12 protein-coding genes are annotated in these 13,054 nt (G+C 64.1%); all 12 read left to right on the top strand.

Features of this window, described 5'->3' with window-relative positions; all coding sequences use genetic code 11:
- The first annotated feature begins 159 nt into the window (after nt 1–159).
- The 12 genes from AB0L63_RS13795 (at nt 160) to AB0L63_RS13850 (ending at nt 12,961) form a co-directional block, all read left to right on the top strand.
- On the top strand, nt 160–1,104 hold the full coding sequence (locus AB0L63_RS13795) for a DUF2520 domain-containing protein (protein ID WP_364499392.1): 945 nt from the start codon (nt 160–162) through the stop codon (nt 1,102–1,104).
- Entirely contained in the window at nt 1,101–2,279 is a 1,179-nt protein-coding gene (panC, locus tag AB0L63_RS13800; protein ID WP_364499395.1) for a pantoate--beta-alanine ligase, read from the top strand. The genes AB0L63_RS13795 and panC overlap by 4 nt, the downstream gene beginning before the upstream one ends.
- A gap of 14 nt (nt 2,280–2,293) precedes the next feature.
- Nucleotides 2,294–2,782: an aspartate 1-decarboxylase gene (gene panD / locus AB0L63_RS13805; protein ID WP_364499398.1), complete on the top strand. Its 489-nt coding sequence runs from the start codon at nt 2,294–2,296 to the stop codon at nt 2,780–2,782.
- Nucleotides 2,783–2,786: 4 nt separating this feature from the next.
- Complete coding sequence (locus AB0L63_RS13810; RefSeq protein ID WP_364499401.1) at nt 2,787–3,581, top strand: type III pantothenate kinase; 795 nt, start codon at nt 2,787–2,789, stop codon at nt 3,579–3,581.
- A gap of 179 nt (nt 3,582–3,760) precedes the next feature.
- On the top strand, nt 3,761–4,393 hold the full coding sequence (locus AB0L63_RS13815) for a cysteine dioxygenase family protein (protein WP_364499404.1): 633 nt from the start codon (nt 3,761–3,763) through the stop codon (nt 4,391–4,393).
- 8 nt (nt 4,394–4,401) lie between these two features.
- Entirely contained in the window at nt 4,402–4,824 is a 423-nt protein-coding gene (locus AB0L63_RS13820; protein WP_364500195.1) for a rhodanese-like domain-containing protein, read from the top strand.
- A 308-nt stretch (nt 4,825–5,132) separates the two neighbouring features.
- Nucleotides 5,133–6,599: a lysine--tRNA ligase gene (lysS, locus tag AB0L63_RS13825; protein WP_364500198.1), complete on the top strand. Its 1,467-nt coding sequence runs from the start codon at nt 5,133–5,135 to the stop codon at nt 6,597–6,599.
- Between the two features lie 115 nt (nt 6,600–6,714).
- The gene (locus tag AB0L63_RS13830) at nt 6,715–7,074 is read left to right on the top strand and encodes an Lsr2 family protein (RefSeq protein ID WP_364499407.1); all 360 of its coding nucleotides are present in this window, start codon (nt 6,715–6,717) and stop codon (nt 7,072–7,074) included.
- Nucleotides 7,075–7,325: 251 nt separating this feature from the next.
- Complete coding sequence (locus AB0L63_RS13835; protein ID WP_364500201.1) at nt 7,326–7,886, top strand: FHA domain-containing protein; 561 nt, start codon at nt 7,326–7,328, stop codon at nt 7,884–7,886.
- Between the two features lie 137 nt (nt 7,887–8,023).
- A complete protein-coding gene (locus AB0L63_RS13840) occupies nt 8,024–8,692 on the top strand; it encodes an anthrone oxygenase family protein (protein ID WP_364499410.1) in 669 nt (222 codons plus the stop codon).
- Nucleotides 8,693–9,215: 523 nt separating this feature from the next.
- Nucleotides 9,216–10,154 carry an alpha/beta fold hydrolase gene (locus AB0L63_RS13845; protein WP_364500204.1) on the top strand — a complete coding sequence of 313 codons (939 nt, stop codon included), beginning with the start codon at nt 9,216–9,218 and terminating at the stop codon, nt 10,152–10,154.
- 248 nt (nt 10,155–10,402) lie between these two features.
- The gene (locus AB0L63_RS13850; RefSeq protein ID WP_364499413.1) at nt 10,403–12,961 is read left to right on the top strand and encodes an ATP-dependent Clp protease ATP-binding subunit; all 2,559 of its coding nucleotides are present in this window, start codon (nt 10,403–10,405) and stop codon (nt 12,959–12,961) included.
- The last annotated feature ends 93 nt before the right edge of the window (nt 12,962–13,054 follow it).

Raw genomic sequence — 13,054 nt, forward strand, 5'->3', positions numbered from 1 at the left:
GTGCACATGACGAAGTCGTATGTCTCGGCCCGTCGGACGCCAGACACCAGGGGGCCGCGAACACGCCGCGTCCGCGCGGCCAAAAATACTGCGATATTCTCGGTGCGCAACGTCTGGTACCTGGCTGTCCGGGACTGGAACGATATCGAGAGGACAACGTTGACCTCGAGAAGCGTCAACCCTGACAACGCTACTGCGAGTGACCTCGCGCCGGCACGCTTGACGGTGGGAATCATCTCGGCGGGACGCGTCGGCTCCGCACTCGGCGCGGCGCTCGAGCGCGCCGGACACGTGGTGTTCGGCGTGGCAGCCATATCCGATGCCTCGGTGCACCGGGCCCGTACTCGACTACCCGACTCCGAGATCCTGCCGGTCGAGGATGTGGCCGCACGCAGCGAACTGCTATTGCTGGCAGTACCCGATACCGAACTACCCGGGCTGGTGCGCGGGCTCGCATCCGCGGGTGTGGTTAGGCCCGGCACCATCGTCGCGCACACCTCCGGCGCCAACGGCGTCGGTGTACTTGCCCCGCTGGCCGAGCGCGGCGCACTGCCGCTGGCCATCCATCCGGCAATGACCTTCACCGGACACGATGAGGATGCCGCCCGCCTCGGTAATGCCTGCTTCGGCATTACCGCCGCCGACGAAATCGGTTTCGCCATCGCGCAATCGTTGGTGATCGAAATGGGCGGCGAGCCGGTTCGGGTTCAGGAAGAAAATCGCCAGCTCTATCACGCCGCACTCGCGCACGGCAGTAATCACCTGGTCACGGTGGTCCTGGACGCGGTCGACGCACTGCGCGCCGCACTGGCGGGCCCCGGCCTGCTCGGCCAGCAGCTCGTCGACGATCAACCCAACGGTCTGGCCGAGCGTCTGCTCGCCCCCTTGGCCTCCGCCGCCCTCGACAATGCCCTGCGTCGCGGCCAGTCCGCGCTGACCGGCCCGGTGGCGCGCGGCGACGCGAATGCCGTCGCCGCCCATCTGACCGCCCTGGAAGGGGTCGATGCCCGGCTGGCCGCGAACTATCGCGCCATGTCGCTGCGTACGGCCGAGCGCGCCAAGACCAATCCGGCGCTGATCGAGCTGCTGGAGGGAGGTCGATGATGGATCCGACATTGCCCGCCGCGAGTGACGGGCCAGGAGGAGGCAGCTCGGGTAACCACACCGCGGCGCGAGCGACGCACCCGGAGGCGGCAGCGGAGCGTAACCACGGAGAGGGCCGGGAGCGCCGCAAATCAGACACCGAGCCCCGCGAGCGGCGCATCGGACCCAGCGCGTACCGCCGCGGCGAGCTGACTGTGCACCACGATCCTGAGGCGATCGCCGCGGTCGCCAGGGCCCTGCGCGGTGTCGGCCGTACTGTCGGGCTGGTGCCCACCATGGGCGCACTGCACGAGGGTCACCTCGAGATCGTGCGCCGGGCCAAGCGGACCAATCAGGTGGTCATCGTCTCGATCTTCGTGAATCCGCTGCAGTTCGGCGCGAACGAGGATCTGGACAAATATCCGCGCACTCTCGATGCCGATGTCGAATTGCTGCGCAACGAAGGCGTGGAGTTGGTCTTCGCGCCGAGTGCGTCGGATATGTACCCGGACGGCCCACGTACCACCGTGCATCCTGGCCCGATCGGCGCCGAGCTCGAAGGCGCCAGTCGCCCGACGCATTTCGCGGGCATGCTGACCGTGGTCGCCAAGCTGCTGAATATCGCACGCCCGAGCGAGGCGTTCTTCGGCGAGAAGGACTATCAGCAGCTCACGCTGATCCGGCAGATGGTGCGCGATCTGAATATGGACGTCAAGATCGTGCCGCTGCCGACGGTTCGCGAACCCGACGGCCTCGCGCTCTCCTCCCGCAATCGGTATCTCGATGCGGCACAGCGGGAATCGGCGCTGGCCCTGTCGGCGGCACTGACTGCCGGTCGGCATGCGGGTGCGCTCGGCGCGGATGCCGTGCTGGCGGCTGCCCGCGCGGTGCTCGACGCGACCCCCGGTGTCGATGTGGACTATCTCGAATTGCGGTCGTCGACGCTCGGCCCGGCCCCCGTGAACGGCAATGCGCGACTGCTCATCGCCGCCAAGGTCGGCTCGACCCGCCTGATCGACAACATCGCTGTTGCGCTTGGCGCACCCGTCGACGGCGCTGTTTCGAGCGACCTGCGAGCAGTCGCTAGCGGCGTTGTTTCGAGCGACCTGCAAGCAGTCGCTAGCGGCGGCCACCCCACACTTCCCGATGCGCGCACCGCCGCGATCGACTCCCAGCCTGACCAGGCCAGCATTTAGGAAGGGCGACAACGATGTTGCGCACCATGATGAAGTCGAAGATCCACCGTGCCACGGTGACTCACGCCGATCTGCACTATGTCGGCTCGGTGACCATCGACCAGGATCTGCTCGACGCCGCCGACCTGCTCGAGGGTGAACAGGTCTGCATAGTCGATATCGATAACGGCGCCCGCCTGGAGACCTATGTGATCGCGGGTGAGCGCGGCTCCGGCGTTATCGGAATCAATGGCGCCGCCGCCCATCTCGTACATCCCGGCGATCTGGTCATCCTGATCGCCTACGGCATGATGGACGAGACCGAGCTGAAGGAATACGCCCCGAAGGTCGTCTTCGTCGACGAGCACAATCGTGCGACCGATCTCGGCTCCGATCCGGCGCATGCCCCGGAGGGTTCCGGTCTGGTCACGCCCCGCTCACTGACCGCTGTGCCCGATGCGGCGTTCCCGGGGCCCTCAGTGGTTTCGCAGGCTGCCGCCTCCGTGTCCATCGCGCACGCCTGAGCCGATGCTGCTGACCATCGATGTCCGGAATACGAGCATCGAGCTCGGATTATTCTCGGGCAGTGGTAATCATGCGAAGTTGGTGCGGCACTGGCGGATGCATACCAATCCACTGCTGACCGCGGACGAATTCGCCATGCAGGTGCGCGGATTGGTCGGTGCGCAGGTGGCGGAGATCGTCGGAGTTTCGGCGCTGTCCACCGTGCCGCCGGTGCTGCGCGAGATCAGATCGATGCTCACTCGCTATTGGGATCACGTGCCGCATGTGGTGGTGGAACCCGGTGTGCGAACCGGTATTCCGCTGCTCGTCGACAATCCCAAGGAAATCGGCGCGGACCGGATCGTGAACACCCTTGCCGCACATCATCGTTTCGGCACGGCCGCGATCGTCGTGGATTTCGGCACGGCCACCACGGTCGATCTGGTGTCGGCCAAGGGCGAGTTTCTCGGCGGTGTGCTGGCACCGGGGGTGGAGATCTCCAGCGAGGCGCTCATCGAGCGTGCCGCATTGCGCCGGGTCGAGTTGGCCCGGCCGCGTTCGGTGGTCGGCAAGAACACTGTCGAGGCCATCCAATCCGGTGCGATATTCGGCTTCGCCGGTTTGGTTGACGGCGTGATCGATCGGATTCGCGATGAGTTCGACGCATTCGCCGGTGACGATGTCGCGGTGGTCGCGACCGGCCATACGGCGCCGTTGATCGTGCCGGAATCGGAGACCATCGACCACCACGAGCCGCATCTCACATTGACCGGATTACGCCTGGTCTACGAGCGCAATCAGCGGCGTAAGGGTGGCTGATATGCCCATCCGGGGTGCTCGCGCATAACTGGGCGCTTTGCCGGCGGTTTCCGCACTGCTACACTCGCACCCGTGTATTCCCGCGTGAGCACCCAGGAGTGTTGTCGAGGCTGACCTGCCTCGACCGATCGAGGCTGAGCAAGTCCCTCGACCGTTGACATACTCCTGGAGATTCGCTGATGCGTTCTTCTGTTCTTTCCCTCGATTCCGCACGTAATGCGCCGTCGGCCACTCCGCCGCTGGATCGTGTTGTCTCCTCGGCATTACCCACCCGCCTGCGTCCCGCAGATCTGCTCCGGCTGACCGACGAGGGCGCCGAAGACGTACTCGCCGGGCGCTACGATCATCTGTTGCCCGCCAATGGAATTTGGCCGACCGATGAGCGCTGGGCTACCCGGCTGCTTTCCGACGACGAGGTCGATGTCTGGCTGATCAGCTGGACTCCCGGCAAATCCACCGAATTGCACGACCACGCCGGCTCACTCGGAGCATTGACCGTGCTGAGCGGTGCGTTATCGGAATTCCGCTGGAACGGAACGGAACTGCGCCGTCGCACCCTGACCGCGGGCGATCAGGCCTCGTTCCCGATCGGCTGGGTGCACGATGTGATGCGCGCACCGGCGGCCGCTAGTGATTGCTTGCCGGACGCGCGAAACGGCACAGCGGAATCGGCGGGGCCGCTCGATCCAACGCTCAGCGTGCACGCTTATTCACCGCCGCTCACCGCCATGTCCTATTACGAGGTGACCGGCCACGGCACCCTGCGGCGCTCCCGAACTGTCCTCACCGACCAGCCCGAAGGTGATATGTGATGACTCGTTTGACCATCGATCAGATGCTCGAGAACGCGCGGGCTCGCCTGAATCGGATCTATGCCTTCGAAACGCCGCAGGCGGTTGATCGGGGCGCGATTCTGGTCGATATCCGGCCGCAGGCGCAGCGCGCCCGTGAGGGCGCACTGCCGGGCGCGTTGGTGATCGAACGCAATGTCCTGGAATGGCGCCTCGATCCGTCGAGTTCGGCCCGGCTGGCGCTGGCGACCGATCACGATATGGAATGGATCATCGTGTGCTCGGAGGGCTATACCTCCAGTCTCGCCGCGGTCGCGCTGCAGGAACTCGGTCTGCATCGGGCCACCGATGTGATCGGTGGCTATCAGGCATTGAAGGCGGCCAGCCTGCTCAGTGTCGGGGTCCGGGCGCCGCACTTCGCCCGCGAGGTCGAGGCGCTGGCAGCACTGTAAATCGGGCCGAACCACTTCCATCTCGAAACATGCGGGTACGCAATGGCTTTCGCATGATTGCCGGAGCATGCCCGCTATTCGGCGTGCCAGGGAAGGCCGCTAATCCACGCAGTACGGACCGTTCCGACGGCCGCCGATTCGTTCCCGGTCGGTCGTGCCCGGGCGGCCCGCAAATCGATTTCCGGTGCCCGCTAGTGTTGTTGAACGTGAGCAACCCGAACACGCCTTCATCCGGTCGCTCCGCGGGTTCGGTTCCTGCGGGGCAAGCCAACAGTCCCGCGCCCGTCGCGGACGACGTTCCGGAGCAGATGCGGATTCGGCGCGAGAAGCGCGAGCGGTTGATCGCCGATGGTGGTGAGGCCTATCCGGTGGTCGTGCCGCGTACCCATACTCTCGGCGAAATTCGGGCCGCCTATCCGGAGCTCGAGCCCGACACCCAGACCGGTCAGCAGGTAGGTATCGTCGGGCGCGTCATTTTCCTGCGTAATACCGGCAAGCTGTGTTTCGCGACGCTGCAGGAGGGGGATGGAACCAAACTGCAGGCGATGATCAGCCTCAACGGTGTCGGAGCCGACGCCCTGGCGGCCTGGAAGGCCGATGTGGACCTCGGCGACTTCGTATTCGTGCACGGCGAGGTGATCTCCTCGCGGACCGGTGAATTGAGCGTCATGGCCGATTCCTGGGCCATGTCGGCCAAAGCCCTGCGGCCGCTGCCGGTGGCGCACAAGGAGATGAACGAGGAGGCGCGGGTACGGCAGCGCTATGTCGATCTGATCGTGCGCCCCGAGGCCAGGGAAATGGCCAGGACCAGGGTCGCGGTGGTGCGCGCAATGCGCAATGCGCTCGAGCGCCGGGGCTTCCTCGAGGTGGAGACGCCGATGCTGCAGACGCTGCACGGTGGTGCGGCGGCGCGGCCGTTCGTCACCCATTCCAATGCCCTCGATATCGATCTCTACCTGCGAATTGCGCCGGAACTGTTCCTCAAGCGATGCGTGGTCGGCGGCCTTGAACAGGTCTTCGAGATCAACCGGAACTTCCGTAACGAGGGGTCGGACTCCACCCATTCGCCGGAGTTCGCAATGTTGGAAACGTATCAGGCATACGGCACCTATGACGACTCCGCGCGGATGGTTCGGGAATTGGTGCAGGAAGTTGCCGAGGAGGTCTTCGGCACGCAAGTGGTAACTCTTACCGATGGCACCGAATATGATCTCCGCGGGGAGTGGGCGACCGTCGAGATGTACCCGTCGCTGTCGGATGCACTGGGTGTATTGGTGACTCCGGAAACATCGATCGAGGAATTGCATGCACTCGCCGATCGGGTCGGACTGGAAATTCCCGAGGACAAGGGCTATGGCCACGGCAAACTGGTCGAAGAACTATGGGAGCACCAGTACGGTGACAAGCTCTACGCCCCGACTTTCGTGCGCGACTTCCCGGTGGAGACATCACCACTGACCAGACAGCATCGCAGCAAACCTGGAGTTACTGAAAAGTGGGACCTCTATGTCCGCGGCTTCGAGTTGGCAACTGGCTATTCGGAGTTGGTTGATCCGGTGATCCAGCGCGAGCGGTTCATGGATCAAGCGCGGCTTGCCGCACAGGGTGATGACGAGGCGATGGCACTCGACGAGGAGTTCCTCGCGGCGATGGAGCACGGGATGCCTCCGACAACGGGTACCGGTATGGGAATCGATCGCTTGTTGATGGCACTCACGGGATTGGGAATCCGGGAAACGATACTGTTCCCAATTGTGCGTCCAGTCGCTCGCTGACGATCGGATTGCATAGTTCGGCCCTCGTCTTGGAATTTTTCGAATTCGGGGTATTCTTGCCTCGGGTAATCGGCCTAGTATGCGGGTCGCACGATTTCGAGAGGACGTTCATCTCATGGCAAAGAAGGTCACCGTTAGCCTGATCGACGATGTCGATGGTGAGTCCATCGCGGACGAGACCATTGAGTTTGCGATCGACGGTGTGTCGTACGAGATCGACCTGTCGTCGGCAAATGCGGCGAAGCTGCGCGACGGTTTGGAAGAGTGGGTTTCGAGTGCTCGGCGCGTGAGTGGCCGGCGGCGGGTCAAGGCCGCGGCTGCCGCTCCCGGTGGTCCGAAGAGCCGAGTATCGATCGATCGTGAACAAAGTGCGGCAATTCGCGAATGGGCGCGCCGGAATGGACACAAGGTGTCCGCGCGGGGGCGTATCTCGGCCGACATCACCGAGGCTTACAACAAGGCCGCGAAGGGCTGAGTTCTTATTTAATTGGGCCGCCGCCCGGGCGAATCGTGCGACGCCTGGGCGGCGGCTCCTTTGTGATACGCCTTCGATATGAGGAAGGTCAGGAGTCGACTCGATCTTGCTCGCAGTACCAGGAAGCGGCACCATGGAACTGTGCGAAGGGCGTCACTGGCGGTATGGACAGATGAGGAATCGGCGCAGTGACTGGTTTCGTCGGATCGCTGTTGCGATTCACTGATGACTCGGGTCGGCAGCAGGAGTTCATGCTCACCCCGGACCAGCAGCGCGTCACTATCGGGCGTTCCCCGCAGGCCGATTTGGCGCTGCGCTGGGACGCGGAGGTCTCGCGGGTGCATGCGGCGGTCGAATATCTCGGCGCGCACTGGACGATCATCGATGACGGCCTGTCCCGCAACGGCACCTTCGTCAACGGGGAACGGCTGGTCGGGCGGCGGCGGCTGATGGCGGGCGATCGGATCCGGGTCGGCACCTCGCTGGTCTCGTTCCACGATTTCGGTGGAGTTGTCGATGATGCGACCCGAACCTCGACCGGCTCTATTCCCACGCTGCGCTCGCTGACCGACACCCAACGCTCGGTGCTGATCGCGCTGTGCCGTCCATATAAGAACGGCGCGGGTTTCGCGACTCCGGCTTCGAATCAACAGATCGCCGAGGAATTGTTCCTGAGCGTCGATGCGATCAAGACACATCTGCGGACCCTGTTCGCCAAGTTCGGTGTGGAAAATCTGCCGCAGAATCAGAAGAGAGTCCGACTGGCCGGTTTGGCCATGCAGAGTGGGTTGATCTCCGACCGCGACTTGTGATCCCGGGCAGGCGTGGACGCTCGCTTAGGTGGCCGAGCTCTTCAACCATGGAAGATCGCGATGGCTGGTGGTGTGCTGGAATCATCGCCGGATCGAGTAAATCGGACGAGGTCCGGGCTTCGAGGTAGGAGAAATTCATGTTCGCGCTACGACTCGCCGCGCTGGTTGCGGCCACGCTTGCAACCGGCTTGATCGCGGGCGTTTTCTACGCTTACGCGATATCGGTGATGCCGGCGCTGAACCGCACCGATGATCGCGCGATGATCGATGTGATGCAGAAGATCAATGTGGTCATTATCAACCCATGGTTCATGATCGGGTTCATGGGCACTGTCGGCTTCACTCTCCTCGCGGCGGCGCTGCATCTGGGCAAGGAACATCGCACCACTTTGATCTGGCTCGGTGTGGCCTTGGCGCTCAATGTGATTGCCTTCGTGGTCACCTCCGGACTGAATGTTCCACTGAACGATCAACTGGCTGCCGCGGGTGATCCGGCACAGATCGGTGACCTGGCACAGGTACGGGCCGATTACGAATCCGCTTGGGTCCGTTGGAATACCCTCCGCGCGATCCTGCATACACTGGCCTTCCTGGTGCTGGCCGGCGCGCTGTTCGTGGCCGGAATCCAGCACGGCCGCACCCAGGCCGCAGGTTCGGTTGGCGCGCAGCAGGTTTCGCAGGCGCAGCCGGTGCCGAGCGTCGGTCCACAGACCGTCGGTCAGCCGTACCGGGCGCCGATCACTGCCCAGCAGTACGGATTCGGGCCGTCCGGTTCGCAGCCGACGGGTGCGCGTTTTCTCGCCTAGGACCCAACCACAACACCACTAGTTCTCTGCCGTCGGCGGGTCGATCAGCGATCGACCCGCCGACGGCGGTTTTGGTATATGAACTCCGAATCCGACAGGGCGGAGCACATTCTCGCGGACGGTTACACCGCAGGCACGTCGGATTCCGCAGTGCGGGTCATCGCCTAGAGACGAGTACTCCAAGATGAGTGCCCCAAGATGAGTGCCCCAAGAATGAGTGTGTCAGCGCGGCGGGGACGGGCCCGACAGGCCGTCTGCGGGCCGAAAACGGTGTGTTTCCGTACCGGACCGCTCGCAACGGCCCGTCGCGCTTCAATCGTGCCTCTTTCGGCGCTGGCCCGACGGTGCTGGCGCACCCGATGACGTGGTCAGTGGCTCTTCGGCCGAGGGGCCAATGGAATCGGCTGCCCAGGCGGTGAGCATCGGGAGGGAACGAGATTTGCGCGCGGACTTGCGCGAACTCGCCGCCGGGGGCGACAAGTTGCGCTACGTTCTGGAACACATTCCAGATGTGGAGGTCTCCATGCGGCGTGTTCCCGGGTCTGCACTCGTCATCGCCGTGCTTGCCGTGCTGTGGGTCGGGGCGAGTGGTAATGCGCAGGCCGAGTATCCGGTCGACTACAACTTCTTTGCGGGGATCCCGAATGAGCTGGTGAATCATGGTGGCTCACTGCCGGGATCGAATGATTGGGGCTGTCGGCCCAGTGCGGCGCATCCGAATCCGGTGGTGCTCGCGCACGGCACCGGTGGTGGGGCACAGACGAATTGGGGTCTCTATGCGCCGCTGCTCGTGAACGAAGGTTACTGCGTATTCGCGCTGACTTATGGTGCACACGAGCTGCCGTGGCCCATCTCTGCGGTGGGTGGCATGCTGCCGATCGAACAGAGTGCGGTTCAGTTCGGCGCGTTCGTGGATCGGGTGCTTGCGGCGACCGGGGCGAGCAAGGTGGATGTGGTGGGGCATTCGCAGGGCACAATAATGCCGAACTACTACGCCAAGCGGCTCGGTGGCGCGGACAAGATCGATAGATATGTATCGATCGCACCGACCTGGCGCGGTACCAACGCGGGCGGCGCCGCGGATGCGGCCGCCTTCGCCGACCAGCTCGGCGCAGGGCCCTACTTCCGGGCGGCGGTGGGTTCGCTGTGTGCGGCATGCACCGAGCTACTCCGTGACTCGCCCTTCCTGCGGGATCTGAACAGCGACGGCGTTTACGTTCCCGGCATCACCTACACCAACATCATGGCCGGTCTCGACGAGATCGTCGTCCCGTACGACTCGGGCTTCGTGCCCGGTCCGAATACGACCAATATCCTGGTTCAGGACGGCTGCGCGTCGGACTTCTCCGAACATCTGGCGATCGCGGGCAGTCCGCGCACCGCTCGGTTCGTCCTGAATGCCCTCGATCCAGCGCATGCGCGCGAGGTGCCGTGCGAGTTCGTCCCGCCGTTCACCGGGTAACACCACCGCTGGGAAGCGGAGACCGGCGATTTCGCTGAGGGCAAAACCCCAGCGGAAACGTATCCCGCAACGAGCACGTTATGAGTGAATGACCGTGCTGTCGCCGGTCCCCAATAGGGTGGACTGGAGGCGGCGTAATCCCCTGCCAACTAGAGTGGAGGCCGGGGCCGCAACCCCCGGGCTTCATGGCAGCTGACGCCAACGAAGCGTCGGACGCCAGATTGTCGGAGCAGGAGAGTGAGGGAGCGATGTTCGAGAGGTTCACCGACCGCGCGAGGCGCGTCGTTGTCTTGGCCCAAGAAGAGGCCAGGATGCTCAACCACAACTACATCGGCACCGAGCACATCCTGCTTGGGTTGATCCACGAGGGCGAGGGCGTAGCGGCGAAGTCGCTGGAATCCCTTGGTATTTCGCTGGAGGGTGTGCGTAGCCAGGTGGAGGAGATCATCGGCCAGGGCCAGCAGGCCCCGTCCGGTCACATCCCGTTCACCCCACGGGCCAAGAAGGTGCTGGAGCTGAGTCTGCGCGAGGCGCTGCAGCTCGGCCACAACTACATCGGCACCGAGCACATCCTGCTCGGCCTGATCCGTGAAGGTGAGGGTGTCGCGGCGCAGGTGCTGGTGAAGCTGGGTGCGGATCTCAACCGGGTGCGCCAGCAGGTCATCCAGCTGCTGTCCGGATACCAGGGCAAGGAGCCGGTGGAATCCGGCTCGCGCGGCGAGGCCGGGACCCCGTCCACCTCGCTGGTGCTCGACCAGTTCGGTCGTAACCTGACCCAGGCCGCCCTCGAGGGCAAGCTCGACCCGGTCATCGGCCGCTCGAAGGAGATCGAGCGCGTCATGCAGGTGCTGAGCCGCCGCACCAAGAACAACCCGGTCCTCATCGGTGAGCCCGGTGTCGGTAAGACCGCAGTGGTCGAGGGTCTGGCGCAGGCCATCGTCAACGGTGAGGTGCCGGAGACGCTGAAGGATAAGCAGCTCTACACCCTCGACCTGGGTTCCCTGGTCGCCGGTAGCCGCTACCGCGGTGACTTCGAAGAGCGCCTGAAGAAGGTGCTCAAGGAGATCAACACCCGCGGCGACATCATCCTGTTCATCGACGAGCTGCACACGCTCGTCGGCGCGGGTGCCGCCGAGGGCGCGATCGACGCCGCATCGATCCTGAAGCCGAAGCTGGCCCGCGGTGAGCTGCAGACCATCGGTGCGACCACCCTCGACGAGTACCGCAAGTACATCGAGAAGGATGCCGCCCTGGAACGCCGGTTCCAGCCGGTGCAGGTCGGCGAGCCAACGGTCGAGCACACCATCAATATCCTCAAGGGCTTGCGTGACCGCTACGAGGCACACCACCGGGTCTCCATCACCGATGGCGCGCTGGTTGCCGCCGCGACGCTGGCCGACCGCTACATCAACGACCGGTTCCTACCGGACAAGGCGATCGACCTGATCGACGAGGCCGGTGCGCGCATGCGCATCCGTCGCATGACGGCTCCGCCGGACCTGCGCGAATTCGACGACAAGATCGCCGATGCGCGCCGGGAGAAGGAAAGCGCCATCGACGCGCAGGACTTCGAGAAGGCAGCGCGGCTGCGCGATAAGGAAAAGCAGCTGGTCGCCAAGCGTGCCGAGCGCGAAAAGCAGTGGCGCTCCGGTGATCTTGATGTGGTGGCCGAGGTCGACGACGAGCAGATCGCCGAGGTGCTGGCCAACTGGACCGGTATTCCGGTGTTCAAGCTCACCGAGGAGGAGACCACCCGTCTGCTCCGCATGGAGGACGAGCTGCACAAGCGGATCATCGGCCAGGAGGACGCGGTCAAGGCCGTGTCGAAGGCGATCCGTCGCACCCGCGCCGGTCTGAAGGATCCGAAGCGTCCCTCGGGCTCGTTCATCTTCGCCGGTCCGTCCGGTGTCGGTAAGACCGAGCTGTCCAAGGCGCTGGCGAACTTCCTGTTCGGCGACGACGATGCGCTCATCCAGATCGATATGGGTGAGTTCCACGACCGTTTCACCGCATCGCGGCTCTTCGGTGCCCCGCCCGGGTACGTGGGCTACGAAGAGGGCGGCCAGCTCACCGAGAAGGTGCGCCGCAAGCCGTTCTCGGTCGTTTTGTTCGACGAGATCGAAAAGGCACATCAGGAGATCTACAACACCCTGTTGCAGGTCCTCGAGGACGGTCGTCTCACCGACGGCCAGGGTCGTACGGTCGACTTCAAGAACACCGTGCTGATCTTCACCTCGAACCTGGGTACCTCGGATATCTCCAAGGCCGTCGGCCTGGGCTTCACCCAGTCCAATGCCGAGGGTTCGAACTACGAGCGGATGAAGCTCAAGGTCAACGATGAGCTGAAGAAGCACTTCCGGCCCGAGTTCCTCAACCGTATCGACGATGTGATCGTCTTCCACCAGCTCACCACGGAGCAGATCGTGGAGATGGTGGATCTGATGATCGGTCGCGTCGCCACGCAGCTGCGGAACAAGGACATGGAGATCGAGCTGTCCGAGCGGGGCAAGGCCCTGCTGGCCAAGCGTGGCTTCGATCCGGTGCTCGGTGCTCGGCCGCTGCGTCGAACCATCCAGCGCGAGATCGAGGACCAGCTGTCGGAGAAGATCCTCTTCGGCGAGATCGGTCCGGGACAGACCATCGTGGTCGATGTCGAGGGCTGGGACGGCGAAGGCTCCGGCGAGGATGCCAAGTTCACCTTCACCGGCAAGGCGAAGCTGACCAAGAAGCCAGCGACCGAGGAGAAGCCGGAGGTCGTGCTTACGGGTGCGGGCGAAGGCACCGTCGCCGAGGCCGCCGGCGAGTAAGTCGCATTGGCTGGAAATGCCGCCCACCGGTTTCTCCGGTGGGCGGCATTTTTTTCTGGAATTCGCATGCTCGAGCAGCGGCGTACCGTGGGG

The sequence above is a fragment of the Nocardia sp. NPDC051990 genome (genome assembly GCF_040680755.1).
In the GTDB taxonomy this organism is placed as follows: Bacteria; Actinomycetota; Actinomycetes; order Mycobacteriales; family Mycobacteriaceae; genus Nocardia.